At 74.0% G+C, this 23,141-nt stretch carries 16 protein-coding genes; 8 read left to right on the plus strand and 8 right to left on the minus strand.

Annotated features, from left to right (window positions below):
* Positions 1-95 precede the first annotated feature (95 nt).
* The 4 genes from ACQP60_RS13650 (at position 96) to glf (ending at position 6,992) form a co-directional block, all read left to right on the plus strand.
* A complete protein-coding gene (locus ACQP60_RS13650) occupies positions 96-2,027 on the plus strand; it encodes a peptidoglycan recognition protein family protein (RefSeq protein WP_429733514.1) in 1,932 nt (643 codons plus the stop codon).
* A 91-nt stretch (positions 2,028-2,118) separates the two neighbouring features.
* Positions 2,119-3,960, plus strand: coding sequence for a glycosyltransferase (locus ACQP60_RS13655; protein ID WP_429733517.1), 1,842 nt, complete (start codon positions 2,119-2,121; stop codon positions 3,958-3,960).
* Between the two features lie 10 nt (positions 3,961-3,970).
* Positions 3,971-5,821, plus strand: a complete 1,851-nt coding sequence (locus ACQP60_RS13660) for a glycosyltransferase (RefSeq protein WP_429733519.1) — start codon at positions 3,971-3,973, stop codon at positions 5,819-5,821.
* 34 nt (positions 5,822-5,855) lie between these two features.
* Positions 5,856-6,992 carry a UDP-galactopyranose mutase gene (glf, locus tag ACQP60_RS13665; protein ID WP_429733521.1) on the plus strand — a complete coding sequence of 379 codons (1,137 nt, stop codon included), beginning with the start codon at positions 5,856-5,858 and terminating at the stop codon, positions 6,990-6,992.
* Here the strand turns inward: glf and ACQP60_RS13670 are convergent.
* The 3 genes from ACQP60_RS13670 to ACQP60_RS13680 form a co-directional block, all read right to left on the minus strand.
* Positions 6,920-8,062, minus strand: a complete 1,143-nt coding sequence (locus tag ACQP60_RS13670; protein ID WP_429733524.1) for a hypothetical protein — start codon at positions 8,060-8,062, stop codon at positions 6,920-6,922. The two genes, glf and ACQP60_RS13670, sit on opposite strands and share 73 nt — an antisense overlap.
* A 60-nt stretch (positions 8,063-8,122) precedes the next feature.
* Entirely contained in the window at positions 8,123-10,237 is a 2,115-nt protein-coding gene (locus tag ACQP60_RS13675) for an acyltransferase family protein (RefSeq protein WP_429733526.1), read from the minus strand.
* Positions 10,238-10,356: 119 nt separating this feature from the next.
* Entirely contained in the window at positions 10,357-11,391 is a 1,035-nt protein-coding gene (locus ACQP60_RS13680) for a hypothetical protein (RefSeq protein WP_429733529.1), read from the minus strand.
* Positions 11,392-11,516: 125 nt separating this feature from the next.
* Between ACQP60_RS13680 and ACQP60_RS13685 the strand changes: the two genes are divergently transcribed.
* The gene (locus ACQP60_RS13685; protein WP_429733532.1) at positions 11,517-12,395 is read left to right on the plus strand and encodes a TylF/MycF/NovP-related O-methyltransferase; all 879 of its coding nucleotides are present in this window, start codon (positions 11,517-11,519) and stop codon (positions 12,393-12,395) included.
* 10 nt (positions 12,396-12,405) lie between these two features.
* Here the strand turns inward: ACQP60_RS13685 and ACQP60_RS13690 are convergent, their stop codons facing one another.
* Both ACQP60_RS13690 and ACQP60_RS13695 read right to left on the minus strand, forming a co-directional pair.
* On the minus strand, positions 12,406-13,521 hold the full coding sequence (locus tag ACQP60_RS13690; RefSeq protein ID WP_429733534.1) for an acyltransferase family protein: 1,116 nt from the start codon (positions 13,519-13,521) through the stop codon (positions 12,406-12,408).
* Positions 13,518-16,016 carry a glycosyltransferase gene (locus ACQP60_RS13695; protein WP_429733537.1) on the minus strand — a complete coding sequence of 833 codons (2,499 nt, stop codon included), beginning with the start codon at positions 16,014-16,016 and terminating at the stop codon, positions 13,518-13,520. The genes ACQP60_RS13690 and ACQP60_RS13695 overlap by 4 nt, the downstream gene beginning before the upstream one ends.
* A 207-nt stretch (positions 16,017-16,223) precedes the next feature.
* Here ACQP60_RS13695 and ACQP60_RS13700 point away from each other — a divergent pair, with 207 nt between their 5' ends.
* The 3 genes from ACQP60_RS13700 to ACQP60_RS13710 all read left to right on the plus strand — a co-directional run bounded on the left by ACQP60_RS13700 (position 16,224) and on the right by ACQP60_RS13710 (position 19,886).
* On the plus strand, positions 16,224-17,453 hold the full coding sequence (locus ACQP60_RS13700) for a CDP-glycerol glycerophosphotransferase family protein (RefSeq protein ID WP_429733540.1): 1,230 nt from the start codon (positions 16,224-16,226) through the stop codon (positions 17,451-17,453).
* A 109-nt stretch (positions 17,454-17,562) separates the two neighbouring features.
* The gene (locus tag ACQP60_RS13705) at positions 17,563-18,318 is read left to right on the plus strand and encodes a hypothetical protein (protein ID WP_429733542.1); all 756 of its coding nucleotides are present in this window, start codon (positions 17,563-17,565) and stop codon (positions 18,316-18,318) included.
* Positions 18,315-19,886 carry a glycosyltransferase gene (locus ACQP60_RS13710; protein WP_429733545.1) on the plus strand — a complete coding sequence of 524 codons (1,572 nt, stop codon included), beginning with the start codon at positions 18,315-18,317 and terminating at the stop codon, positions 19,884-19,886. The genes ACQP60_RS13705 and ACQP60_RS13710 overlap by 4 nt, the downstream gene beginning before the upstream one ends.
* 61 nt (positions 19,887-19,947) lie before the next feature.
* On the opposite strand, the gene ACQP60_RS13715 is transcribed toward ACQP60_RS13710, so the two are convergent.
* From ACQP60_RS13715 to ACQP60_RS13725, 3 genes are read right to left on the minus strand one after another with little or no spacing between them, the layout of a single operon-like run.
* Positions 19,948-21,705: a CDP-glycerol glycerophosphotransferase family protein gene (locus ACQP60_RS13715; RefSeq protein WP_429733548.1), complete on the minus strand. Its 1,758-nt coding sequence runs from the start codon at positions 21,703-21,705 to the stop codon at positions 19,948-19,950.
* Positions 21,705-22,412: an SDR family NAD(P)-dependent oxidoreductase gene (locus tag ACQP60_RS13720; RefSeq protein ID WP_429733550.1), complete on the minus strand. Its 708-nt coding sequence runs from the start codon at positions 22,410-22,412 to the stop codon at positions 21,705-21,707. Before ACQP60_RS13720 ends, ACQP60_RS13715 begins: the two co-directional genes overlap by 1 nt.
* Positions 22,405-23,094, minus strand: a complete 690-nt coding sequence (locus tag ACQP60_RS13725) for an IspD/TarI family cytidylyltransferase (protein WP_429733553.1) — start codon at positions 23,092-23,094, stop codon at positions 22,405-22,407. Before ACQP60_RS13725 ends, ACQP60_RS13720 begins: the two co-directional genes overlap by 8 nt.
* Positions 23,095-23,141 lie beyond the last annotated feature (47 nt).

A 23,141-nucleotide genomic window follows, 5' to 3' on the forward strand; every position in this document is an offset into this window, starting at 1 on the left:
GGGACGTCGTCTCGAGGTGCCGGGCGTCCGATCCGTCCCTATCGTCGTGCGGGTCAGGTGCCCGACGCGACCGTGCAGGACGAGCGGAGATGACCATGACGACACGAACCGGGGCCCGAGCGGCCCTCCGCGGCCTCGTCTCGACGACGACCGTCGTGGCGCTGGCCGCCGTGGGGGTGGTGCTCCCGACCGTCACGCTGCCCGCGCCCGAGGCGCACGCGGTGGCCCCCGACGTCGAGAACCTCGTGGTCCGGGGCGTCGACCGGGAGGCGAAGGCGCAGAACGGGGCGCTGAGCGCACCGGTCGGGCACGAGGACGAGGAGTCCGGGCACGAGGACGGCGAGCTCGCCGCGCTCAGCTCCCAGACCTCGACCGACGACTTCCTCGTGGCGGGGGTCACGTGGGACGCCGACACGGACGCCGAGGTGACGGAGGTGGCCGTCAGGGTCCGCGAGGACGGCGCCTGGACCGACTGGCAGTCGCTGGGGATCGACGGGGACGCGCAGGACGACCTCGACACCAGCAGCGCCGAGTTCGCGGACGCGCGCGCCGGGACCGAGCCGCTCGTCTCGACCGGCGCGGACGGCGTCCAGGTGCGGGTGCGGACCGCGGACGGGGCGCCGCCGCCCGACCTGCAGGCGGACCTCGTCGACCCGGGCACCTCCGCGGCCGACGCGGCCGTCGGTGACGACAGCCGGCCGGCGGCGTCCGCGGACGCCGGGACCGGCATGGAGATCCGGCCCAAGCTCGTGTCCCGCGCCGCCTGGGGGGCCGACGAGTCCCTGGGTGGCTCGTGGCCCGAGTACTCCAAGAAGCTCAAGGCGATCTACGTGCACCACACCGCCGGGACGAACAGCTACAAGGAGAGCCAGTCGGCGGCCCTCGTGCGCGGCATCTACGCGTACCACACGAAGTCCCGCGGCTGGCCGGACATCGGCTACCAGTACCTCGTGGACAAGTACGGCAACGTGTTCCAGGGGCGCAAGAACGCGAACACGGACAACCCGGTCGGCGCCCAGGCCGGCGGGTACAACACCGGGACCGTCGGCATCTCCGCGATGGGCAACTTCGAGACGGCGCAGCCCAGCAGCGCCCTCCTGACCGCCATCAGCAAGGTTGTCGCCTGGAAGGCGTACCTCGACGACGTCGACACGACCGGGAAGGTGACGCTCACCACCGGGGGCAGCACGGGCTCGGGGACGCGCGCCGAGCCCGGGTCCAAGGTGACGGTGCCCACCGTGCTGATGCACCGGACCACGAACGAGACGGCCTGTCCCGGCAGGTACCTCGCCGCGAAGATGAGCACGATCCGCAGCAAGGCGCACACCCTCAAGAAGGCGGCGATCGCGAAGTACGGGGCGTCGAGATCACCGGTCAAGGCGCCCACCCGGGTTGCCCCGACGTCGTCGCAGGCGCCGGTGCAGTGGAGCAAGACGGTGACCTACCGGTGGAAGGCGGTGCCGGGGGCGGCGTACTACCAGGTGCTGTCGCGCTCGGCGCGGTTCACCTCGGAGATGCCCAGCACCAACAACTGGCGCATGGTCGTCCACGAGACGAAGAACCTGTCGGTCACGGTGAGCACGAGCGCCAACTACTCCCGCGACCTCGCGGTGCGCGCCGTCGCCAAGGACGGGGTCCGCGGACCGATGGCCACGCTCGTGCGCACCAGCCGTCCGGTGCACTCCGACAGCTGGAAGTTCTCCAGCGGCTGGAAGAAGGTCACGGCGGGGAACTACTTCGCGGACAAGGCCTTCCAGACGTCGAGGTCGGGAGCCACGATCACGCTCGGCGGCGCCAACCAGGTGCGGAAGATCGTGGTGCGCGGGGCGACGAACCCGGCCGACGGCAAGCTGCAGGTGCTGGTGGGCGGCAAGGTCTACAAGACCCTCGACTTCAGCCAGCCGAGCAACGGGTCGCGGATCTTCACCTACACCCTGCCGTCGATGAAGGACGGCACCGTGACGCTGCGCAAGGTGGGCGACGGCAAGAAGGTGCGGGTCAGCTCGGTCGCGCTCGCGCGCTGGTAGCGCGGGTCGAGCCGGCCGGGCCCGCGTCCCGACCGGCTCGACCGACGGCTCGACCGTCGGCCCCGGCGGGCCGGGGCGTTAGGGTCGGCCCGTGCATCTCGCGCAGCAGCTGATCCTCTCGCTCCCGCCCGACCGCCGTGCCCTGGCCCTCGAGGACGGGCCCGCCGTCGTCGACGACGGCGCCGTCCGTGTCCCGGCGGGCGCCACCCAGGGCTTCGCCGCCTACTTCTCCGCGTTCCCGGCGTCGTACTGGGTGCGCTGGGCGGGCGTCGCGACCGTGCGCCTCGAGGTCGACGTCGCCGGCGCCGGTACCGTGCGGCTCGTGCGGTCGGACGCGCGGGGGACGGCCACCGCCGTGGCCTCCTCGCCCGTCGACGACGGCGCGGTGACGCTCGCCGCCGACGTCGCGCGCATGGCCGACGGCGGGTGGCTGTGGTTCGAGGTGGACGCGGGGGCGACGGACGCCGTGGTCACCGGCGCGCGCTGGCTCGTGGACGTGGCGCCGCGCCGGACGGGCGACGTGTGCCTGTCGATCACCACGATGGACAAACCGGAGTACTGCGTGGCGACGCTGCGCCGGATCGCGTCGTCGGGGGCGCTCCGCGACGCGGTCGGGACGGTGTTCGTGGTGGACCAGGGCTCGCGACGCCTGGTCGACCACCCCGACTACCCGGAGGTCGCCGCGGCCCTCGGTGACCAGCTCACGGTGGTCGAGCAGCGCAACCTGGGCGGCTCCGGCGGCTTCTCGCGCGGCATGCTCGAGACGCTGGACCGCGACGGCGCGGACGCCGTGCTGATCCTCGACGACGACGTCGAGGTGGAGCCGGAGGCGCTGCTGCGCGCGATCCGCCTGCACCGCGCGGCGCGCGAACCCGTCGTCGTGGGCGGGCACATGCTCGACCTCAACCGCCCGACGGTGCTCAACTCGTTCAGCGAGGTGGTGCACGAGCGCGACTTCAACTGGGGGCCGCCCGAGCCCGACCGGCAGTGGCACGACCTGGCCGCCGCGCCGCTGCGCGACACCCCCTGGCTGCACGCGCGCGGCGAGAGCGACTTCAACGGCTGGTGGATGTGCCTCATCCCCACCGCCGTCCTGCGCGACGTCGGGCTGTCGCTGCCGCTGTTCCTCAAGTGGGACGACGCCGAGTTCGGCCTGCGCGCCCGCGACGCCGGCCACGCCACCGTGTCCTTCCCGGGCGCGGCGCTGTGGCACGTGGCGTGGACCGAGAAGGACGACACGGTCGAGTGGCAGGCGTACGTGCACGTGCGCAACCGCGTCGCCGCGGCGCTGCTGCACGCCCGCCGCCCGCGCGCCGGCCTGCTCCTGGCGAGCCTGCTCGCCACCGACCTCAAGCTGCTGCTGGGGATGCGGTACTACCCGGTGGACCTGCACGTGCGCGCGCTGCGCGATCTGCTCGCGGGGCCGGGCGACCTGCACGCGGGGCTGCCCGACGTCGTCCCCGCGTCGCGGGCGGTGGGCGCGGCCTACCCCGAGACGACCGCCTACCGGCCGGGCGACGAGGTCTTCGACGCCGCGGTCGCGCGCCGCTGGACCGGTCCCGTGCGGCCGAAGCCCACCTCGGTGGGGGCGCTGGTCGCGCTCACGCTGCGCGGCCTGACGCGCAACGTCGGCAAGGCGCCGACCGGGATGCCGCGGAGCGCGCTGAGCCGCGAGCAGGCCACCTGGTGGGAGGTGCCCGAGCACGACAACGTGCTGGTGCTGGCGGGCGACGGCGCGTCGGGCACCTGGCTGCGTCACGACCGGCGCCGCGTGTGGCGCCTGGCGGGCGCGACGGTCGTGGCCCACCTGCGCCTCGCCGCGCGGTGGCACACGGTGTCCCGGCACTGGCGCGCCGCGGCGCCGGCGCTGGCGGCCCCGGAGACCTGGCGCGCGACCTTCGCCCGCGCCGAGCACCACCAGGAGCACCACTAGGATGGTCCGGATGTCCAGTCCCACCGTCGTCGCGGTCGTCGTGTCGTACAACAGGGCCGCGCTGCTCGGCGCGGCCCTCGATGCGCTGGCCGCCCAGAGCCGGCCGGTCGACCGCACGGTCGTCGTCGACAACGCGTCGACCGACGACGCCCTGCAGGTCGCCCGGTCGCACCCCAGCGGACCCGAGGTGGTCGCGCTCCAGCGCAACACGGGCGGCGCGGGCGGCTTCGCCGTCGGCCTCGCGACCGCCGTCGCGGACCTCGACGCCGACCTCGTGTGGCTCATGGACGACGACACCGTCCCCACCGAGACCGCGCTCGAGGCGCTGCTCGGCGCGCGCGACGCCTACGCCGGCGACGTCGCCGCGATGGCCAGCCGCGTCGTGTGGACCGACGGCAGCGACCACCCGATGAACACGCCACGCAGTCGCCCGGGGGCCTCACCCGCCGAGCTGGCGCGGGCGCGCGCCGCCGGCGCGATGCCGGTGCGGTCGATGTCGTTCGTGTCGATGCTGGTCGACGCGCGCGCGGTGCGGGAGCACGGCCTGCCGGTCAGCGACTTCTTCATCTGGAACGACGACTTCGAGTACTCCACGCGCCTGCTGCGCCGCGGCACCGGGCTGTACGTGCCGGGCAGCGTCGTGGAGCACCGCACGGCCCGCCTGGTCGGCACCGACCACGACCCGGGCCCGCGCTTCTACTACGAGGTGCGCAACAAGGTGTGGACGTTCACGCGGTCCGCGGCGCTCGCGCCGTCCGAGCGGCTGCTCTACGGCGGCTCCACGCTGCGTCGCTGGGCCCGCACCGTCGCGCGATCCTCCGACCGCGGCACGCTGCTCAGGGCCGGCGGGCGCGGGCTGTGGCACGGCCTCGTGCGCCGGCCGCGCGCCGACAGCGAGGTGCTCGCCGGCGTCGGGCCCGCCGCGGGCAGCGTCGCACGGGTCCGGCAGGACGACGCCCCCGAGCGATCGGCCGTGCGCACGACGGCGACGACCGCCGTGCCCGTCGTCGCCCGCGGGGCCCTCGACGACCACCGGTTCTCGGTGCTGCTGCCCGTGTACGCGGGCGACGACGCCGCGCACCTGGAGCGCGGCTTCCTGTCCGTCACGCGCGACCAGACGCTGCGGCCGGACGAGGTCGTCGTCGTGCGTGACGGGCCCGTCGGTGCGGACGTCGCCGCGGTGCTCGCCCGCGTGCACGAGCTCACCGACGTCCCCGTCACGCTGGTGCCGCTGGAGAAGAACGTCGGCCTGGCCCGCGCGCTCGAGGCGGGGCTGGAGGCGTGCAAGCACGAGATCGTCGCGCGCGCCGACGCCGACGACATCTCCCGCCCCGAGCGGTTCGCCGTGCAGGTGCCGCTCGTGGCGGCCGGGTGCGACATCGTCGGGTCCGCGATCCAGGAGTTCGACGACGACGAGCACGCGCCCGGCATGGTGCGCGTGCCGCCCACCGGCGCCGACATCGCGACCACGGCGCGGTTCCGCGACCCCTTCAACCACCCGTCGGTCGTGTACCGGCGCTCCGCCGTCGCCGCCGCGGGCGGGTACGAGCACCTGGACCTCATGGAGGACTACCTGCTCTTCGCCCGCATGATCGCGGGCGGCGCGGACGCGGAGAACGTCGTGGAGCCGCTGGTGCTGTACCGCGTCGGCGCCGGGGCGTACGCGCGCCGTGGCGGCCGTCGCCTGCTGGCGTCCGAGCTCGCGCTGCAGCGCACCCTGCACGCCGAGGGCTTCGTCACCGGCCCGCAGCTGGTGCGCAACGTCGTCGTGCGGGCCGGCTACCGCGTGGTGCCGGAGCCGGTGCGCAAGGCTGGGTACCGCGCCTACACGCGGCTGCGCGGCGGCTACCAGCCCGACTGACCACCCCGACCGACCACCCGAGCAGGAGTAACGCATGACCGACCTCGTCGTCGTCGGTACCGGGCTGTTCGGCCTGACCGTCGCGGAGCGGATGGCCGAGCAGGGGCGCAAGGTGCTCATGATCGACCGTCGTGGTCATCTGGGCGGCAACGCGTACAGCGAGACGGACCCGGACACGGGGATCGAGGTGCACCGGTACGGGGCGCACCTGTTCCACACGTCGAACGAGCGGGTGTGGGAGTACGTCAACCGGTTCACGACGTTCACGTCGTACGTGCATCGGGTGTACACGACGCATCGGGGCGAGGTGTTCCCGATGCCGATCAACCTAGGCACGATCAACCAGTTCTTCCGGTCGGCGTACGGGCCGGAGGCGGCGCGGGCGTTGGTGCGTGAGCAGGCGGCGGAGCTGGAGGGGCGGCGTCCGGCGAACCTGGACGAGCAGGGGGTGTCGCTGATCGGGCGGCCGCTGTACGAGGCGTTCATCCAGGGGTACACGGCCAAGCAGTGGCAGACGGATCCGCGGGAGCTGCCGGCGTCGATCATCTCGCGGCTGCCGGTGCGGTACACGTACGACAACCGGTACTTCAACGACACGCACGAGGGCCTGCCGACCGGCGGGTACACGGCGTGGCTGGAGCGGATGGCGGACCACCCGAACATCGAGGTGCGGCTGTCCACGGACTTCTTCGACGACGCGCAGCCGGTGAGCAAGAAGGCCGTGGTGGGTCAGGTGCCCGTGGTGTACACGGGGCCGGTGGACCGGTACTTCGAGGACGCGGAGGGGTCGCTGTCGTGGCGGACGCTGGACTTCGAGCGCGAGGTGCTGCCGGTGGGGGACTTCCAGGGCACGCCGGTGATGAACTACGCGGACACGGAGGTGCCGTTCACGCGCATCCTGGAGTTCCGGCACTTCCACCCCGAGCGCGAGTACACCACCGACAAGACCGTCATCGTGCGGGAGTACTCGCGCTTCGCCGAGCGGGGCGACGAGCCGTACTACCCGGTGAACACGCCCACGGACCGGGAGCGGCTCAAGCGGTACCGCGAGCTGATGGCCGACGAGCCCGACGTGCACTTCGGCGGACGCCTGGGGACCTACCAGTACCTCGACATGCACATGGCCATCGGCTCCGCCCTGTCCATGGTGGACAACAAGCTCACCCCCTGACGCCGACCATGCAGTTGCGCACGTTCTGAACGCTCAGAACGCGCGCAACTGCATGGTAGGCGCAGCTGGATCCCCGGCGCCGCGGCGAAGTCGTTGTCGCGGTCGCGGTCTCGACGCTCGGAGCGGACGTCGCCCTCGTGCCACTCGAAGCCGTCCAGCTCGGCGACGAGCCACTCCCCGCCGTCGAGCCGCCAGGCCATGTCGCCGACGCCGACGACTCGGCCGGAGCGACCCGAGACCGGCAGCTGCAGGATGTCGGGTGGCACGCCTTCCTCGATGCACTGCCACCGTGCCGCCGACTCGGTCCAGGACGCAGCGTCCGGGTCGGCCCACTCCCACAGCTCGTGTCGCCGGGCGATGCCCCGGCGCCCCCTGGCGTGGTCGTGCGCGCGGGCCGCGCCGGCCCGGTCGACGACCTCGAGGCGCAGCGCGGAGTCCAGCACCGCGAGACCGTGCTCCATCGAGAGCTCGGGGACGGCCTGGGCGATCGCCCACTCCGGCGCGGCGAGCCGCCACGGCCCGGTGCGCCGGTCGCTGACGATCACCGTCGTCATGCCGTCGTCGAACTGCCGCAGCCCGATCCCCTCGCGGTCCGGTCGGTTCGACGCTCTCGGCAGGGCGACCTCCGGGCGGATCGACGGGGGCAGCCCTTCGACGCCGAGGAGCGCGAGGGCACACGGCCCGACGGCGATCGCCTCGGGGCCGAAGGCCAGGAGGCCCACCCAGGCCGATCGTCGTCGGAGGTGATCGAAGAGAAGGTCGCTGTCGGAACGGTCCCGGTGCACGGCGGCGGTCGCCCTGCCGGACCGACGCACCGCGGCGCCGACGTCGGTCAGCACCCAGGGCGGCACGGGCGTGCGCGGCACGTCGTGGACAGTACGACGCTCGGGCGGCACCGCGATGGTGTCGACCACGCCCCGAGCCACCGCCCGCCATCGCCCCGCGCGCAGCCACCCGGCGCGACGCGATCGTCCGACGTCGTGCCGTTCGCACTGCTGAGCGCTCAGCAGGCCCTCCTGGGCCGTGGCGAGGGCGAGGAGCGAGGCGGGGAGCTCGGCGGGGACACGCACCGTGCCATCCCAGCAAGTTGCGGGACTCGCCGTCGACGCCCTGTGTTCGGCGGGGGCAGGTCAGACCGGGACGCCGGCGTCGCGGAGGCCGTCGACGATGTACGGCGTCATGGTGCGGGTGTACGTCGACGTGAGGTGGTGCTTGTCGCGGTACACGTTGACGCCGCCGATGACGGCCGGGCACTCCCCGTCCCGGCAGTAGAGGTCGGTGAGGTCGACGTAGGACGCCTCGGGGACCTCCTGGGCGGCCTGCTCGTACACCTGGTCGTCGGGGAAGGCCTGCGTCGTCGACACGCCGCACTGGTCCGGGCTCGTGCTGCGGGTGCGGTCGAGGCAGAGGGACGGCTCCTCGTCGTGCCGCGGGTTGTCGGAGAGCGCCACGATCGGCACGCCCTTCTCGGCCACGGGGCGCCACGCGTCGGCGAGGTCCTCCGCCTGCTGCTCGTCGTCGCCGGACAGGTACTTCAGGTAGCCGGTCGTGACGACGACGTCGGTCTTCGGCGCCTCCTTCTCGAGCCAGGGCTCGAGCTCGTCCTTCCACTCCTCGCAGGTGCGCGCCCGGTCACCGGACGCGTCGACCCTCCCGTCGGTCCACGGGCAGGACGACTTGAACTGGACCGTCAGGCTGATCCGACCCTGCTGGACCAGCTCGTGGAAGGCCGGCATCAGGGCGCGGGCGTGCGAGTCCCCGACGAGAGCGACGTGCGGCACGTCGGGGTCGTCGACCGGGCCCCACGAGCAGTCCACCAGGTCGGAGTCCTCGATCCCGACGAAGCACTTCTCCGGTCCGGCCTTGTCCTGCGAGACGGCCTCCGGCGCGGGGACGACGACGTCGTCGAGCGCGGGGTTGTCGCACGCGTCGTCGGGGTCCATCGCCTCGGCCCCGAAGCATTCGGGCGGGTCGGCGACGAGGCGGGCGGCCAGCTGCTGCTGCTCGTTCGCGTGGTGGGTCGTCACGGCGAACCCGCTCCCCGCGACGAGGGAGAGCGCCGCGGTCGCCGCCGCGGTAGCGACCAGGGTGCGGCGGGTGCGGTGCAGGCCCCACCGCTGCGAGAAGCGGGCCGGGTCCTCCACCCAGCGCTTGGTGAGGGCGGCCAGCAGCACGACGCCGACCAGCAGGACCACCCGTTCGAGCAGCCCTGCCTCGTGCCCGAGCACGAACGGGGCGAGGACGATCGCCGGCCAGTGCCACAGGTACAGCGCGTAGGAGATCTCCCCGGTCTGCTGCACCGGCCGCCACGTGTACAGCGCCGTCGGGGCGAGACGCCCGGTCGGGGCCCCGGCGGCGATCACGGCCACCGTGCCGAGCACGGGCACGAGCGCGGCGGTGCCCGGGAAGGGCGTCGCGTCGTCGTAGGCGAGGGCGCAGCCGGCGAGCACCGCCAGGCCCGTCCAGCTCAGCACCGACCGGGGGCCGTCCGCTGCCGGTCGCCGCGCCGGTCGGGCGAGCCACAGCGCGAGCAGCGCGCCGGCGCCGAACTGCCACGCCCGGGTGGTCGTCGCGAAGTAGGCCGGGGCGGGGCTCGTGGACGTGAGCCACAGCGAGTACAGGAACGACGCGAGGGTGGCGGTGGCGAGCAGCAGCGTCGTGGTGCGGCGCGTGCCGGCTCCCCGTCGTGCGGCGACGACGGCGCCGAGCACCACGAGGAGCGGCCACACGAGGTAGAACTGCTCCTCGGTGGACAGCGACCAGAAGTGCTGCACGGGCGAGGGATCGCCCTCGGCGGCCAGGTAGTCGACGGAGTCGCGGGCGAGCACCCAGTTCTCGACGTAGAGGCCGGCCCCGAGGGTCTCGCGGAACCACTGCTGCCACAGCGACTGCGGCGCGACGAGCACGGTCGCGACGAGGGTCGCGCCGAGGACGACGTACGCGGCGGGCAGCAGCCGGCGCGCGCGGCGTGCCCAGAACCGCGCCAGCCGGATCCGGCCCGTGGACTCCGCCTCGCGCAGCAGGTGGCCCGTGATGAGGAAGCCCGAGATGACGAAGAAGACGTCGACTCCCACGTAGCCGCCCGGCAGTCGGCCCGGCCAGAAGTGATACAGGACGACCAGCGCGACGGCGAGCGCCCGCAGCGCCTGGATCTCCGGACGGAAGGCCCGTGTCGGGCGACTGGTGCTGCCCCCGGCAGGGGCGGCGGGCGGGTCGGCCGGGCGGGCGCGGACGAGCGTCGTCATGCGGAGGATCACCGTGGGGTTCGGGGGCAGAGCGGGTCAGGCTAACCACGAACCCGATGCCCGGGGCAAACCGACATGCCTGCCCGGTGACGCGAGCGCCCGGCGGCGCAAGGGCCCCGTCAGGCGCCCGCCGCGACGAGGGGAGCGCCGGCGGCCGCCGGCGCGGGGTGGGTGGCCAGGGCGCGGGTGGTCAGGTCACGGGTGGCCAGGGCGTGCACGCGTCCGACGGCCTGGTACAGCTCGGGCGTCACACGGTCGGTCCACCAGCCGCGGGGCACGGCCTGCGGGACGACGGCGACGCCGCGCGGCACGAGCAGCCGCGCGAGGGTGAGGGCGGAGGCGGAGGGGAGCGTGACGACGCGCTGGCCGGGCCGCAGCCCGCGCAGGCGGACCTCCACCGGCGCACCGGGCGCGTCCAGCTCGATCCCGGGCACCCGCTCGAGGAGCGCCGAGATGCGCGGGTCGTGGCGGCGGTGCGGCACGTACCGCACGGGCCCGTCGGAGGCGAGGCCACGCACCCACGCCACGTACCGGTCGGGCTGCACCAGGCCGTCGGCCGCGAGCGCCGACCCGACCACCACCGTCGGCTCCTGCGGCGCGTCGCCGGCGGGCCGGCCCCGCAGCCACCCGAAGGAGTGCTCGAGCACGTCGACGCCCAGCAGGCGCAGCCACGCCCGCAGGTCGGGGTCGATCGGGAGGGCGGTGCACAGGCTCAGGCCACCGGCCTCGGCCACGCGTCGCAGCCGCCGGGCCGCCAGGGCGCCGAGCCCGAGACGCGACGACCCGGGCGGCGCGCCGATCCGCACCATCGAGCCGCCCGACGTCAGGCGGTGGGCGAGGTCGAGCGCGGCGGTCCCGTCGTCGACGACGACGATCCGCGAGGGCGGCCGCACCGCCCGCACCAGCGCGGACTGGAACGCCCGGGAGAACGGGTCCCCGACCACCAGCACGTCGTGCGGCAGGCGGGTCGGGGCGGGCGCCGTCTCGACGTCCAGGCCGCCCGGCAGGCCGAGAGAGCGCACGGCCTCCACGGCGGGGGCGAGCGAGGGGACGTCGGCGCGCGCCAGCACGCGCGTGCGGGTGCCGGCGTGCCCGGCGGCGTGCGCCTCGACGGCGCACAGCAGCTGGAGCGGGGACTCGACGAACGCGGTCACCCCCTCACTGTCACCGCGGCGGGCGACGACGAGGGGACGTCGAGGGGATGTCGGCGTGACCGGTGGATGAACGCTGGGTGGCCGCATCTCTGGTCCTGAGCCCTCCGATGGGGTTGCATGGGCCCATGCAGGCGCGGAACGTGCGGGACAGGCTCGTGGCGGCCCTGCGGGGCGGCGGGCGCACGACGACGTCACAGCGGGGCGACGAGCCGGCCGTCGACGTCCCGGCGCTGCGGGCGGAGCTGGAGCACGCGCGCGAGGACCTGGAGGCGAGCCGGCGCGACGTGCGGCGGCTCCGGCGGCGGGTGCGCGCCCTCGAGGCCGAGCGCCTGGACGACCTGCCCGACCACGTGGCGGAGGTCGCGAGGGCGGTGCGTGCCGAGCACCTCACGCTGCTCGGCGCCCTGGCGCTCTACGACCTCGCGCACGCCGTCCTCGACACGGAGGCGCGGGCGCTGCCGGGGATGCTGCTCGAGTGCGGCACCGCCCGCGGCGGCTCCGCCATCGTCATGGCGGCCGCGAAGGCGCCGGACCGGCACCTCGCCGTGCACGACGTCTTCGGCCTCATCCCCCCGCCCACCGAGCAGGACGGCGAGGACGTGCACGCCCGCTACGCGACCATCGTGGAGGGGAACGCGAAGGGCCGCGGCGGGGAGACGTACTACGGGTACCGCGACGACCTGTACGCCGAGGTGCACGACTCGTTCGCCCGGCACGGGCTGGCGGTGGAGGACTCGCACGTCGACCTGGTGCGCGGGCTGTTCGAGGACACCCTGGTGGGCGACGAGCCGGTGGCCGTGGCCCACCTCGACGGCGACTGGTACGCGTCCACCCGCACGTGCCTCGAGCGCGTGGTGCCGCGGCTGGTGCCCGGCGGCCGGCTGGTGGTCGACGACTACCTGGCGTGGTCCGGCTGCCGCAAGGCGGTGGACGAGTACCTCGAGGCGCATCCGGGCACGCTCACGCGCGAGATGCACGCCCGCCTGCACCTCGTGCGGGCCTGACGGGTCCGGGTCAGCCGGCCTTGCGGCTGGGGGCGAGAGTCCGCTCGAGCCCGTCGCGCACGCCGGCGCGGAGCCGGTCGTGCAGGCGGTTCTCCACCCCGTAGTGCAGCAGCACGGCGAGCGCCACGGACACGGCGACCGCCACCCCGAGCACCACCCAGCGTGACCACTCGTCGTACATCACGTCGATCACCGCGAAGCCGAACTGGCCGTGCACGAGGTAGAGCGGGTAGGTCAGCGCGCCGAGGGTGGACAGCACCTTCCAGTCCACGTGCCGCAGCGGCCCGGCGCTGAGCGCCCAGACCAGCACCACCATGAGCAGCACGACGAGGCCGCAGACCACGGGGGAGACGTAGGCGCCCACGTTCTCGGTCGCGTTCCCGGCGTACTCGTACCCCTGCCGCATGCAGAGCACCGTGTTGAGCGCGATGCCGAGCCACACGGCGACGTCGCCCCGGTCCTTGTACACGAGGAACAGGAGCATGCCGACGGCGAAGTACGGCGCATAGCTCGGGATCAGGAGGGAGGACAGCAGGCCGCTGTCCGTCGCCTTCGCCAGCTCCGCGACCAGGGGCCACAGCACGGCGAACGCGATGACGCGACGCCGGGTGATGCCCACGAGGATGAAGACGCCGATGAGCAGGTAGAACTTCATCTCGTACCAGAGCGTCCAGAAGGCGCCCTGGACGTTCGGCACGTCCCACGCCTCCTGGAGCATGGTGAGGTTCAGCGCCGACTCCATGAGCGTGGGGTTGCGCCCGCCGTCCCACACGAGCTGCAGGGCCACGGTGAGGACGATCGCCGCCCAGTAGGCGGGGTAGAGGCGCGCGACCCGCGACGACGCGAAGGCGCTGATCGACTTGCCGTAGGCCGTCATGAGGATGACGAAGCCGCTGATCACGAAGAACAGCTGCACGCCCAGGAAGCCGTACCGCGTCACGTGGTTCAGCCCCGGGAACACCTCGTACGGCGGCGAGCCCCACTGCGGGATCCCGATGCCGGTGAAGTGGTACCCCATGACGGCCGCGGCGGCGAGGAAGCGCAGGCCGTCCAGCCCCCGGAGCCGGGGACGGGGAGGGACCCGGACGGACGTGACCGACGCGGCCGAGACGGACTGCGACGTCACGAGGCGGCAGCCCCGACGTGGGCCTCCGCCCGGTCGTACCACAGCTCACGACGCGCGACGTAGTCCTCGTCCCACGGCTTCAGGCTGTCGGCCCAGTGCACGAGCTTCGCCTCGTCGTCGGGCAGGTCGCGGGTCGGCACGTGGTCCCAGGCGGCGTCGAGCTCGGCGCGGTGCGGGCCCGTGTACAGGTGCAGGGCCTCGCGGGCGTCGAGGCGGAACTCGCGCATCGCGACGAGCGCCTCGGTGGCGTAGCCGTCCGCGCGCAGGCGGACGAGGTCGAGCACCATGACGTCGGTGTCGAACGCGTTGAAGTCGAACACGTGGCGGGCGTGGATGCGGCGGTAGAAGTCGTACGCCGTCTCGGGCGCGTCGTCGAGGCGACGGGCCGCGCGGTACAGCAGGCCGAAGCCGCTGGGGTCGGCGTTCGACGTGTGCCGGGCGGCCACGGCGTGGCCGCCGAGGTCGAGCGCGGCGAGCTCGTGCACGTCGCCCAGGACCACCGCGTCGACCGGGAGCACGACGGCGCGGTCGACGTCGGGCAGCAGGTGCGGCAGGAGGGCGTGGTGGGCCCGCTGGCGGGGCGTGATGCCCAGCCCGCCGACGTCGATCTTGCCCGCCGGGACCTTGTGCACCTGGGTGAGCCCGGAGACCCGCGGGAGCCGCACGCGGTGCATCGCGGTGCCGACGACCCACACCCGCTGGGGGCCGGTCGCGGCGGCGTCGAGCGCGCGGACCGCCTCGCCCACGTGGGCGAGCTCCTCCTTGCGCGGCAGGAGGACGACGTCGACCGCGCCGTCGAACGGCTTCGCCTCGACGACGGCGGGCGCGGCGAGCGCGGCGGGCAGGGTGGGGAGGGAGGCCAGCGCGTGCTGCGCGGTGTGGCGGGCCCGCGCGGCCTCGACCTCGGGCGCGACCGTCTCGCGCCACAGGTCGTAGACGGCGTCCGCGTCGTGCCCCGCGAAGATGGCGGACAGCACCGGCTCGAGGCGGGCGATCATGCCGGTGCGGATCGCCTCGAAGCCGTCGTGGTCGAGCGGGTAGAGGCCGGCGAAGCGCACGTCCGCGTAGTTCGCGGGCTGGAAGTCGACCTCGAGGCCGAGGGAACGGCTCGGCAGGTAGCAGTGCAACCGCTTGGTCACGACGTGCGTGTAGGTGGTGCGGTACCACTCCAGCAGGTCCACGGCGGCGCGCATGTTCTCCGTGAACGTGCGGTCCTTGACGGCGCGGTAGCTCTGCTTCACGTTCTCGTGCCCGGCGGGGACGGGGTGGCGCACGGCGTCGACGTAGACGGTGCCCTGCTCGGGCCGCACGTCGGTCTCGGGGAACACCGTGCTCACGGTCGTGGTGAGGCAGCCGGAGAAGAACGCCGGCACGTCGAGCGACAGCAGGAGGTCCACCGTGGTCCAGTCGCGGCAGCCGACGGGGCCGTGCGCGCGCAGGTAGTCGAGCGCCGCGGGCGTGAGCAGCTCGCGCTTGTTGCAGTGGAACGACACGAAGATCGGGCGCAGGTTCTCGTGCATCGGGAAGTCCCACACGCCCGTCGCGGCGAGGTCGTGGGAGTGCCACCCGAACTCGAGGAGCCAGGTGCCCTCCGGGAAGGCCTGGAACGACGAGCCGTCGCGGTCGACGCGGTACAGCTCGACGTCGGCGCCGTCGCCCTCGAGCCGCAGCTCCGGGCGCACGCGCGCCTGCATGTCCTCGACGAAGCCCACCATGTCCTCGGGCCCGTGGAACCGGAGGTTCTGGCGCCGCACGACGTGACCCAGCGACGCGAGCGTCTGGACCTGGTCGCCGATGTTCTGCGACGTCTTGCTCTTGCCGGGCTGCACGTAGTCCATGAGGGCGAACGGCACGCGGCCCTCGGGCGCCGGGGCGGACTTGTGCCGCTCCGCGGTGCGCCACCGCTCGAGCCATGCGATCTCGGCCGCGCCGCCGGGCCAGCGCTCCTCGTCGCCCTGGTAGGACTCGACGAGACGCTCGTGCACCGCGTGGCGCAGCGCGTCGTCGCCGTGCGCGAAGACGTAGCGCAGGATCGTGTGCCAGGTGCGCGCGCGCACGGTCACCGGCGGGTGGTCGAGCCACTCGCGGGTCAGGGCCAGCCCGCGCTCCGGGTCCACGCGGAAGAGCGACTCGGTGAAGGCGATGGGCGTCTTCGACCAGGCCGCTCCGTCCGTCCGGTCGAGGAACGCGAGGGCACGCTCGTAGAGACGGCGGTGGTGGGCCACGAGGCCGGCCGCGAGCAGGGCGTCCGTCGTCGGCTCCGGGAGCGCGAGGCCCTCGTCGACCAGCGACTGCGCGCCGCGGACGTCCTTCTCCTTCATCAGCGCGCGGACCTGCGGCACGAGGTCGGTGCGCAGCTGCGGGGGAGCCGGCGGCGTGGGCCGCGCCGGGACGCTCGTCCCCGGCCTCCCGGCGGACGGACGCGACGGGCCCGAGGCGAGGGCGCGGCGGGCTCCGCGCAGCCAGGTGGCGAGGCGCAGGGGGCGTCGAGGCATGGGTCCTCCCGGTGAAGGTGGTGGACGGTCGGCCGATACTACAGCAGGACGCTCGGGTTTCACGAAGGCGCCGGAGGCATCCATGTCGTCGCAGGTCCGGCCGTCGAAGGGCACCTGAGCACCAGCGTGCGGCCGTAGACTCTGCGCCGCACCCCGTGTCGGACGACGAGAAGGAGCACCATGCCCCCCAGTGCACGAGGAGCGAGCGTGCCGCGCACGATCCGGTCCTGGGGAGGCCAGCTCATCCGGCGTCTCGGGATGCTGCCGGCCGGCACCCCCGACGGGCTGGGGGACGACGCCCGCCTCATCGGCCGGACCCTCGAGCAGCGCGTCGTGGTCTTCTTTCCGGACACCGTCGAGGGGCTGTACCAGCTGCGCCAGTGGTACGGGCCGCTCGCAGAGCTCGACCGGCGCCACGGGGTGCTCGTCGTGGCCAGCGACTCGCGTGCGGCGCGGGCGATCCGGCAGGAGTCGGGCCTGGAGGTCGTCACCGTGGCCCGGTACGCGACCCTCGACGACCTGTTCTCGCGCGGGGCGGTCCGGCTCGCCCTGTACGTGAACCACAACCCCCTGAACTTCTCGATGCTGCGGTTCTCGAGCATGGCCCACGTGTCCCTGCTGCACGGGGACTCGGACAAGGTGGTCTCCGTCTCCAACCAGGCGAAGGCCTACGACCTGTCGTTCGTCGCGGGCGACGCCGCGATCGACCGGATGGCGCGGTACATCCCGTACTTCGACGCGTCCGCACGGTGCGTCGCGGTCGGCCGGCCGCAGCTCGACACCGCCGTCGTGGCGGCCCCGGAGCGGCGCCCGGACGGGCGGCTCACCGTGCTCTACGCGCCGACGTGGGAGGGCGCGCAGCCGACGGCCGCGTACGGCTCGCTCGACGTGCTGGGCGTCGAGCTGGCCCGGCGGGTCCTCGCCGACGACCGGCTCCGCCTCGTCTACCGGCCGCACCCGCTGTCCGGGGTGCGCACCCCGGCGTACGGGGAGGCCGACGCCGCGGTGCGCGAGCTCGTCCGCGCCGCCGACGAGCAGCAGCCCGCCGCGGGGCACCGCGTCTCGGTCGACGAGGACCTCGAGGCGGCGTTCGCCGCGTCGGACGTGCTGGTGTGCGACGTGTCCGCCGTCGCGATGGACTGGCTGCCCACCGGGCGCCCGCTGGTCGTCACGGACCCCGGCCACCCCGGCGTCGTGACGGCGCAGACGCCGCTGCTCGACGCGGTGCCGAGGCTCGCCCGGGACGGGGTCGACGGGGTCACGGACCTGCTCGTGGCCGAGGTCCGCGACGACCCGCAGCGCGCGCGCCGCGAGGAGATGGTGCGCTACTACCTGGGGGACACGACGCCCGGCGCCTCATTGGCCCGGTTCCTGGCGGCGTGCGACGACGTCATCGCCCGGCACGAGGACGAGGTGCGGCGCACCCAGGCCGGCTGACGTGCGCGTGCCCAGGCCGGGCCCAGGGCGATCGGGTAGCGTGCCGACCTCCCCCTGGAACTCATGGTCCGCGACGCGTCCCCGCACCCGGGGACGGAAGGAGAGCAGGATGCGCACGCACGGCCGGCCCGACGTCGTCGTGGTCGCGGAGGGCCTCGACGGTCCGCGGCTCGAGGAGGTCCGCCCGCTGGTCGCGACGCTCGCGACGCGCGGGCACGCGGTTGACGTCGTCGTGCCGCGTTCGCGGGCGATGCCGCGCCGGCCCGAGCACGCGCTGGTGGGGCGCACCGGCGCGCGGCACGTCCTCGTGCGCGACCTGTTCCTCGAGGCGGCCGGCCTGCGGCCCGGTGCACCACCGCGGCGTGCGCGCTGGCGGCGGGGCGGGGGAGACGCGCTGCCCGACGTCCGCGCGACCGCGGACGACGTCGTCGGGCTCCCGGAGGTGCTCACCCGGCGGATCGAGGCGCGTCGGCCCGCGCCGGTGGTGGTGCCGTGGACGCTGGCGGCCGGGCGCACCGTCCTCGTGCGGGAGCGCGCCGACACCGAGGACCGTCCGTTCCAGCGGGACTACCTCGACGCCGACGGCGTCGTGCGCGTCGTCACGTGGGTGGACCGGGGCACGGACGTCGTCACCACGGTGCTCGACCTCGACCACGGCGAGGGCGTCGCGCGGCGAACCCGGGTGCACCGGTGGACGGCGCGACGCCTGGCCTCCGACCCCCCGGTCCCGGTGGTGGCGGCGACCGCCTGGGGCGACGAGGTGATCGCCGCCCTGCCCAAGGCGCTGCGCTCCCTGGCCGTGCGGCACGGCGCCGACCTCGGCCCGCTCACGCAGGCCCTCGCGGACGGAGGACGGCACGCATGACCGAGCCCATCATCCAGCCCACGGCCGAGCCCACCGGTGAGCCCGCCGGCGAGCCCAGGACGAGCCGGTCGCCGATCTTCGTGGTGGTGCACCAGTTCGGCTCGGGCGGCGTGACGCAGGCGGTCCAGGACCAGTGCCGGATGTTCGCCGACGCCGGGCACCCGGTGACGCTCGTCGTCCTCTCCAACGAGCTCACCCCGGCCCGGGTGGAGCACCTGCGCGAGCAGGGCCGGATCGGCCCGGACGTCGCCGTGCGCGGCCCCGCGCTCGACCTCGCCCAGGCGTGGGCCGACGTCGACGCCGTCGAGGACCCGACCGGCACCGCCGCGCTGCTGGCCGGGCCGGGCGTGCTCGTCGAGGGCCGCGGCACCGCCCCGGGACTGGAGCGCTGGTACGCCCCCGACGGCAGCTACCTCGCCCACGTCAAGCGCGACGCGGGCGGAGCGGTCGTCGAGGTCGGCCGTCACCGCGGCCGCGACGTCGGGGTGCGTGAGCGCTGGTCGGACGGACGGGTGCGCCATGTGGAGCACCTCGCCCTGAACGGTGTGGTGGACCGGGAGGTCTGGTACACGCCGAACGGCCACCCCTGGATGAGCCGCGCGGCGGACCCGGAGAGCCACCGGGGGCGCGGGGTCGCCATCCACCGGCCGGGTGCGGAGCCCGAGCTGTACGCCGGCGGGCCGGCATGGCACGTGGCGTGGCTCGAGGCGCTCCTCGCCGAGCCCGGCACCGACGTCGTCGCCCTCGCGGAGACCGCGTCGACCATCCCGAAGCTGGCCCGCGCGCGGGGCGACCACGTGCGTCGCTTCGGCATGTTGCACAACAACCAGTTCGCGGCGCCGTTCACGGTCGGCAGCCCGCTGCGGAGCGACCACGCCGACCTGTTCGCGACCGCCGGCCGGCTCGACGGGCTGGTGGTGCTCACGGAGCCGCAGCGCCGCCACGTCCTGGACATCGTCGGGGAGGACGTCCCCGTGCACGTGGTGCCGAACGCCACCCGGCTGCCCGCCGGGACGGAGTCCGTCGCGAAGGACCCGCACCTCGTCACCGTGATGTCACGGATCAGCCCGCAGAAGGCGCTGCACGAGGCGATCCACGCGTTCGCGCTCGTGGTCGCCGAGGTGCCGGAGGCACGCCTGGAGATCTACGGCCGCGGCCCGAGCCGGGCGGAGCTGGAGGCGCTCGTCGAGCGGCTCGGCCTCACCGGCTCGGTCACCTTCCCCGGCCGCACCTCCGACCCGCACGGGGTCATGGCGCGCTCGGTCTGCACCCTCTCCACGTCGGACTGGGAGGCCATGCCCCTGTCGATCATGGAGTCGCAGGCCGCGGGGACGCCGGTCGTGGCGTACGACTGCCTGTACGGCCCGGCGACGCTGATCGAGGACGGGGTCACCGGGCGCCTGCTGGACCGCGGCGACCGCGAGGGCGTGGCGCGCGCCGTGGTCGAGCTGCTGCGGGACCCGGACCGGGCCGCCGCTATGGGGGCGACGGCGCGCGAGCGGGTCGCGGAGCGCTACACCGCGCCCGTCGTGGCCCGGCAGTGGGAGCGGGTGTTCGGAGAGGGCTGAACGACGACGGGCGGGCCGATGCCGGCTCGCCCGTCGTCGTTCGCACGTCACTCGTCAGTCGTCATTCGTCGCCGTCGGCGTCCCCCGCGAGCTCGGCGGCCTCCTCGTCCTCGGCACCCGCGGCGTGCGCGTGGTGCAGGGGAGGCGGGCCCGCGTCGGCAACCGTCGCCCGCACCGCGTCGCGGAACGTGCGCGCGTACGTCTCCTCGGGGATGTCGCCGAGGTAGTAGCGCCGCGTGCGGTCGCGCTCGGGGGCGAGCCGGTCGTCGGCCAGGCCGTCGAGCGCGGCGTCGAGGGACCCGGGCTCCGCCAGGCGCGCCAGGTAGGCGGCCCGCCCGAGGGGGAACTCGTCGAGGAACTCGTCCACGGGCGTGTCGTCCACCTGGGTGATGACGAACGGCTTGCCGCTGTAGAGGTAGTCGGCGGGCACGGACGAGACGTCGGACACGAGCGCGTCCGACGCGTTGAAGCAGTCGACCAGCGACATGGTCGCGCTCGCCGCCTCGCCGAACAGGTGCTCGCGCCCGGACCTGCGGCGGTCGGCGTCGAGCAGCGCGTGGATCGCCTCGACGTGCGCGGCCTCGTCGGGCTGGCGCAGCGAGTACGGGTGCGGGCGGAAGATCACGCGGTAGCCCCGCGCCAGCAGCCCCTCGACGATCTGCTCGCCCCAGGCCAGGGAGCCGAAGCTGTTGTCCTGGTTGAACCCGCCCCACGTCGGCCCGTAGAACACGGTGCGCAGCGGGGCTCCGGCGTCGGCGTGGCGGATGTCCGCGACCTGCGGCCGCCCGACGATGACGAACTTCTCGTCGGGGATGTGCACCCCGTGGGAGGCGTACCGGTCGATGCCGGCCTGGCCGGCGACGAAGATCCGGTCGAACATGGCCGTCACCGGGTTGTAGCTGGACGGCTTGTCGCTGTCGCCGTGCAGCAGCTGCACGTGCGTGAGGTCGCGGTAGCGGACGTTGTGCCCGTTCTTGGCCCCGTTGTTGACGTACAGGGCCACGCGGAAGGCGGGCACCTGCAGCGCCTCCAGCTCGGCCAGCGACGGGGCCGAGACGACGGGCAGGCTCGTCAGGGCGGCGACCCGCTGGGCGAGGGACCGTTCCCGGACCACGACGACGACGCCGGTGCCCTCGTCGGCGAGCCGCTCGAGCTCGCTCGTCCACACGCCGAGCTGGTACTCGGTGCCGCCCGGGCCCGAGAGGTAGACCATCACCGGCGCCGCGTGGCGCTCGAGCGCCGTCGTGAGCGCGGCGGCGAAGGGCGCACGGTCGCGGCGGGCCTGCAGCGACCACAGGCCGCTGACGACGAGGAGGCCCGCGGCGAGCGCCGCGGCGAGCAGCGCCACGACCGGCACCAGGGGCACCAGCAGGCACAGCGTGAGCGCGGCGAGGTGGGCCACCTGCAGGGCGCCCACGGCCGTGGTGTACGGGCGCGCCGGGTCGACGCCGGGCAGGTTCGCCACCGGTCGGGTCGCGCCCGACCAGATCCCGCCGAGCCGGCCCTCGAGCGCGGTGAGCAGGACCAGGAGCGCGACGACCAGGGCCGCCAGCACGTCCCACCCGTCCATGCCGTCGCGGACGACGCCGACCAGCGCCGTCCCGAGCAGCGCGGTGCGGGCGATGGCCCAGGCACCCGGCCGGCCGGGACCGGGCCGGAAGAACGACCGCCGCTGGACGTAGGCGACGAGGACGACCGCGACGAGCGCGACGACGGTGCCGACCACGGGGGCCGCGAGGGTCGCCGCCGCCAGCAGGGCGCACGCGGCCAGCAGGTTGACGACGACGACCCGGCGCGGCCCCCGGAGCAGGCGATCCACTACTGGCGCACCACCAGGTTGGCCGAGTCGACGAACCGGCCGACGGGCGAGGCGAGCATCTCGATGACCTCGGCCACGTCCTGCGGCTGCATGATCGTGGACGGGTCCTCGTCCGGCGCGAGCACGCGGCGCAGCGCGGTGGCGGTGCGGCCGGGGGAGATGCACACGACACGGGTGCCGTAGATCGCGAGCTCCTCGCGCATGACCTCGCTCATGTTGATGACCGCGGCCTTGGACGCCGAGTAGGTCAGCCAGCCGGACCGGCCGTTGATGCCGGCGGTCGAGGCGATGTTGACGATGAGCTCGAACTTGTTCCCGTGGTGCAGGAGCTCCTGCACGAACGTGAAGGGTGCGTAGAGGTTCACCGCGATCGTGCGCTCGAAGTCGGCGAAGTCGACCTGCTGCAGCGGCACGGGCTTCGTGTACCCGGCGTTGTTGACGAGGATGTCGACGTTGCCGTGGGCCTTGACGATCTCGGCGCACAGGCGGATCACGCCGCCGCGGTCGGCGAGGTCGGCGAAGTAGGGCGCCAGCGTGACGCCGCGCTCGTTGATCTCCTCGAGCTCCGCCAGGGCCTGGGTGTAGTCCTCGGACTCGCGCGCGACCAGCACGATCGTCGTGACCTCGGCGTCGTTCTGGAGGAACCGGCGCACCGTCTCGAGGCCGATGCCCTTCGACGCGCCGGTCACCATCAGCGTCTTACTCATCCCAGCCCTCCTCGCCACCCGAGAGCAGGTACGTCGCGAGGCGGACGTCCGTCGGGGTGGTCACCTTGATGTTGCGGTCGTTGCCGTCGATGAAGCGGACGTCGTGCCCGGCGACGGCGACGAGGGTCGCGTCCTCCGTGTACGTCTTGCCCTCCGCCGAGGCCTTCTGGTGCGCGTCGACGAGGTCCGCCTTCGCGAACTTCTGCGGGAGCTGGACGTTCCGCAGGGTGGACCGCTCGAGGTAGCCGGTCACCTTGCGCTGCTCCGGGTCGACCGGGGCGACGGTGAACGGGATCTCCAGCATGAGCGAGACGTTCTCGGCCTCGGCCGCGACCAGGGCGGCGAAGTCGGCGGTCGTCACGAGGGGGCGGGCCGACTCGTGCACGACGACGTGGTCGTTCGTCGCGGTCGACAGCATGGCGGCGACGGACTCGTGCCGCGTGGCGCCCGCCTCGACGTACGTCACCGGGGTCTTGATCGCGTAGTCGGTCACGATGCGCTCGACGTCGTCGCGCCACCCCTCGGGGTAGTTCAGCACGATCTGGTCGATCTCCGGCACCGCGTCGGCGGCGACCAGCGAGTACACCAGGATCGGTATGCCCTTGACCTTGATCAGCTGCTTGGGCTGACCCGCGGCGACGCGAGCGCCGACTCCGCCGTTGAGCAAGAGCAGCGAGTACATGGCGTTCCTCTCGAAGGGTTCGGAAGGGTGGGATCCGGCTCGCCACG

Source organism: Isoptericola variabilis (genome assembly GCF_050311655.1).
Classification (GTDB): domain Bacteria; phylum Actinomycetota; class Actinomycetes; order Actinomycetales; family Cellulomonadaceae; genus Isoptericola; species Isoptericola variabilis.

Excerpts from the sequence above, each read along its gene's own strand:
- ACQP60_RS13650 (WP_429733514.1), top strand. The coding sequence starts at position 96 with ATGACGACACGAACCGGGGCCCGAGCGGCCCTCCGCGGCCTCGTCTCG.
- ACQP60_RS13660 (WP_429733519.1), top strand. The coding sequence starts at position 3,971 with ATGTCCAGTCCCACCGTCGTCGCGGTCGTCGTGTCGTACAACAGGGCC.
- glf (WP_429733521.1), top strand. The coding sequence starts at position 5,856 with ATGACCGACCTCGTCGTCGTCGGTACCGGGCTGTTCGGCCTGACCGTC.
- ACQP60_RS13675 (WP_429733526.1), bottom strand. The coding sequence starts at position 10,237 with ATGACGACGCTCGTCCGCGCCCGCCCGGCCGACCCGCCCGCCGCCCCT.
- ACQP60_RS13685 (WP_429733532.1), top strand. The coding sequence starts at position 11,517 with ATGCAGGCGCGGAACGTGCGGGACAGGCTCGTGGCGGCCCTGCGGGGC.
- ACQP60_RS13695 (WP_429733537.1), bottom strand. The coding sequence starts at position 16,016 with ATGCCTCGACGCCCCCTGCGCCTCGCCACCTGGCTGCGCGGAGCCCGC.
- ACQP60_RS13705 (WP_429733542.1), top strand. The coding sequence starts at position 17,563 with ATGCGCACGCACGGCCGGCCCGACGTCGTCGTGGTCGCGGAGGGCCTC.
- ACQP60_RS13710 (WP_429733545.1), top strand. The coding sequence starts at position 18,315 with ATGACCGAGCCCATCATCCAGCCCACGGCCGAGCCCACCGGTGAGCCC.
- ACQP60_RS13720 (WP_429733550.1), bottom strand. The coding sequence starts at position 22,412 with ATGAGTAAGACGCTGATGGTGACCGGCGCGTCGAAGGGCATCGGCCTC.
- ACQP60_RS13725 (WP_429733553.1), bottom strand. The coding sequence starts at position 23,094 with ATGTACTCGCTGCTCTTGCTCAACGGCGGAGTCGGCGCTCGCGTCGCC.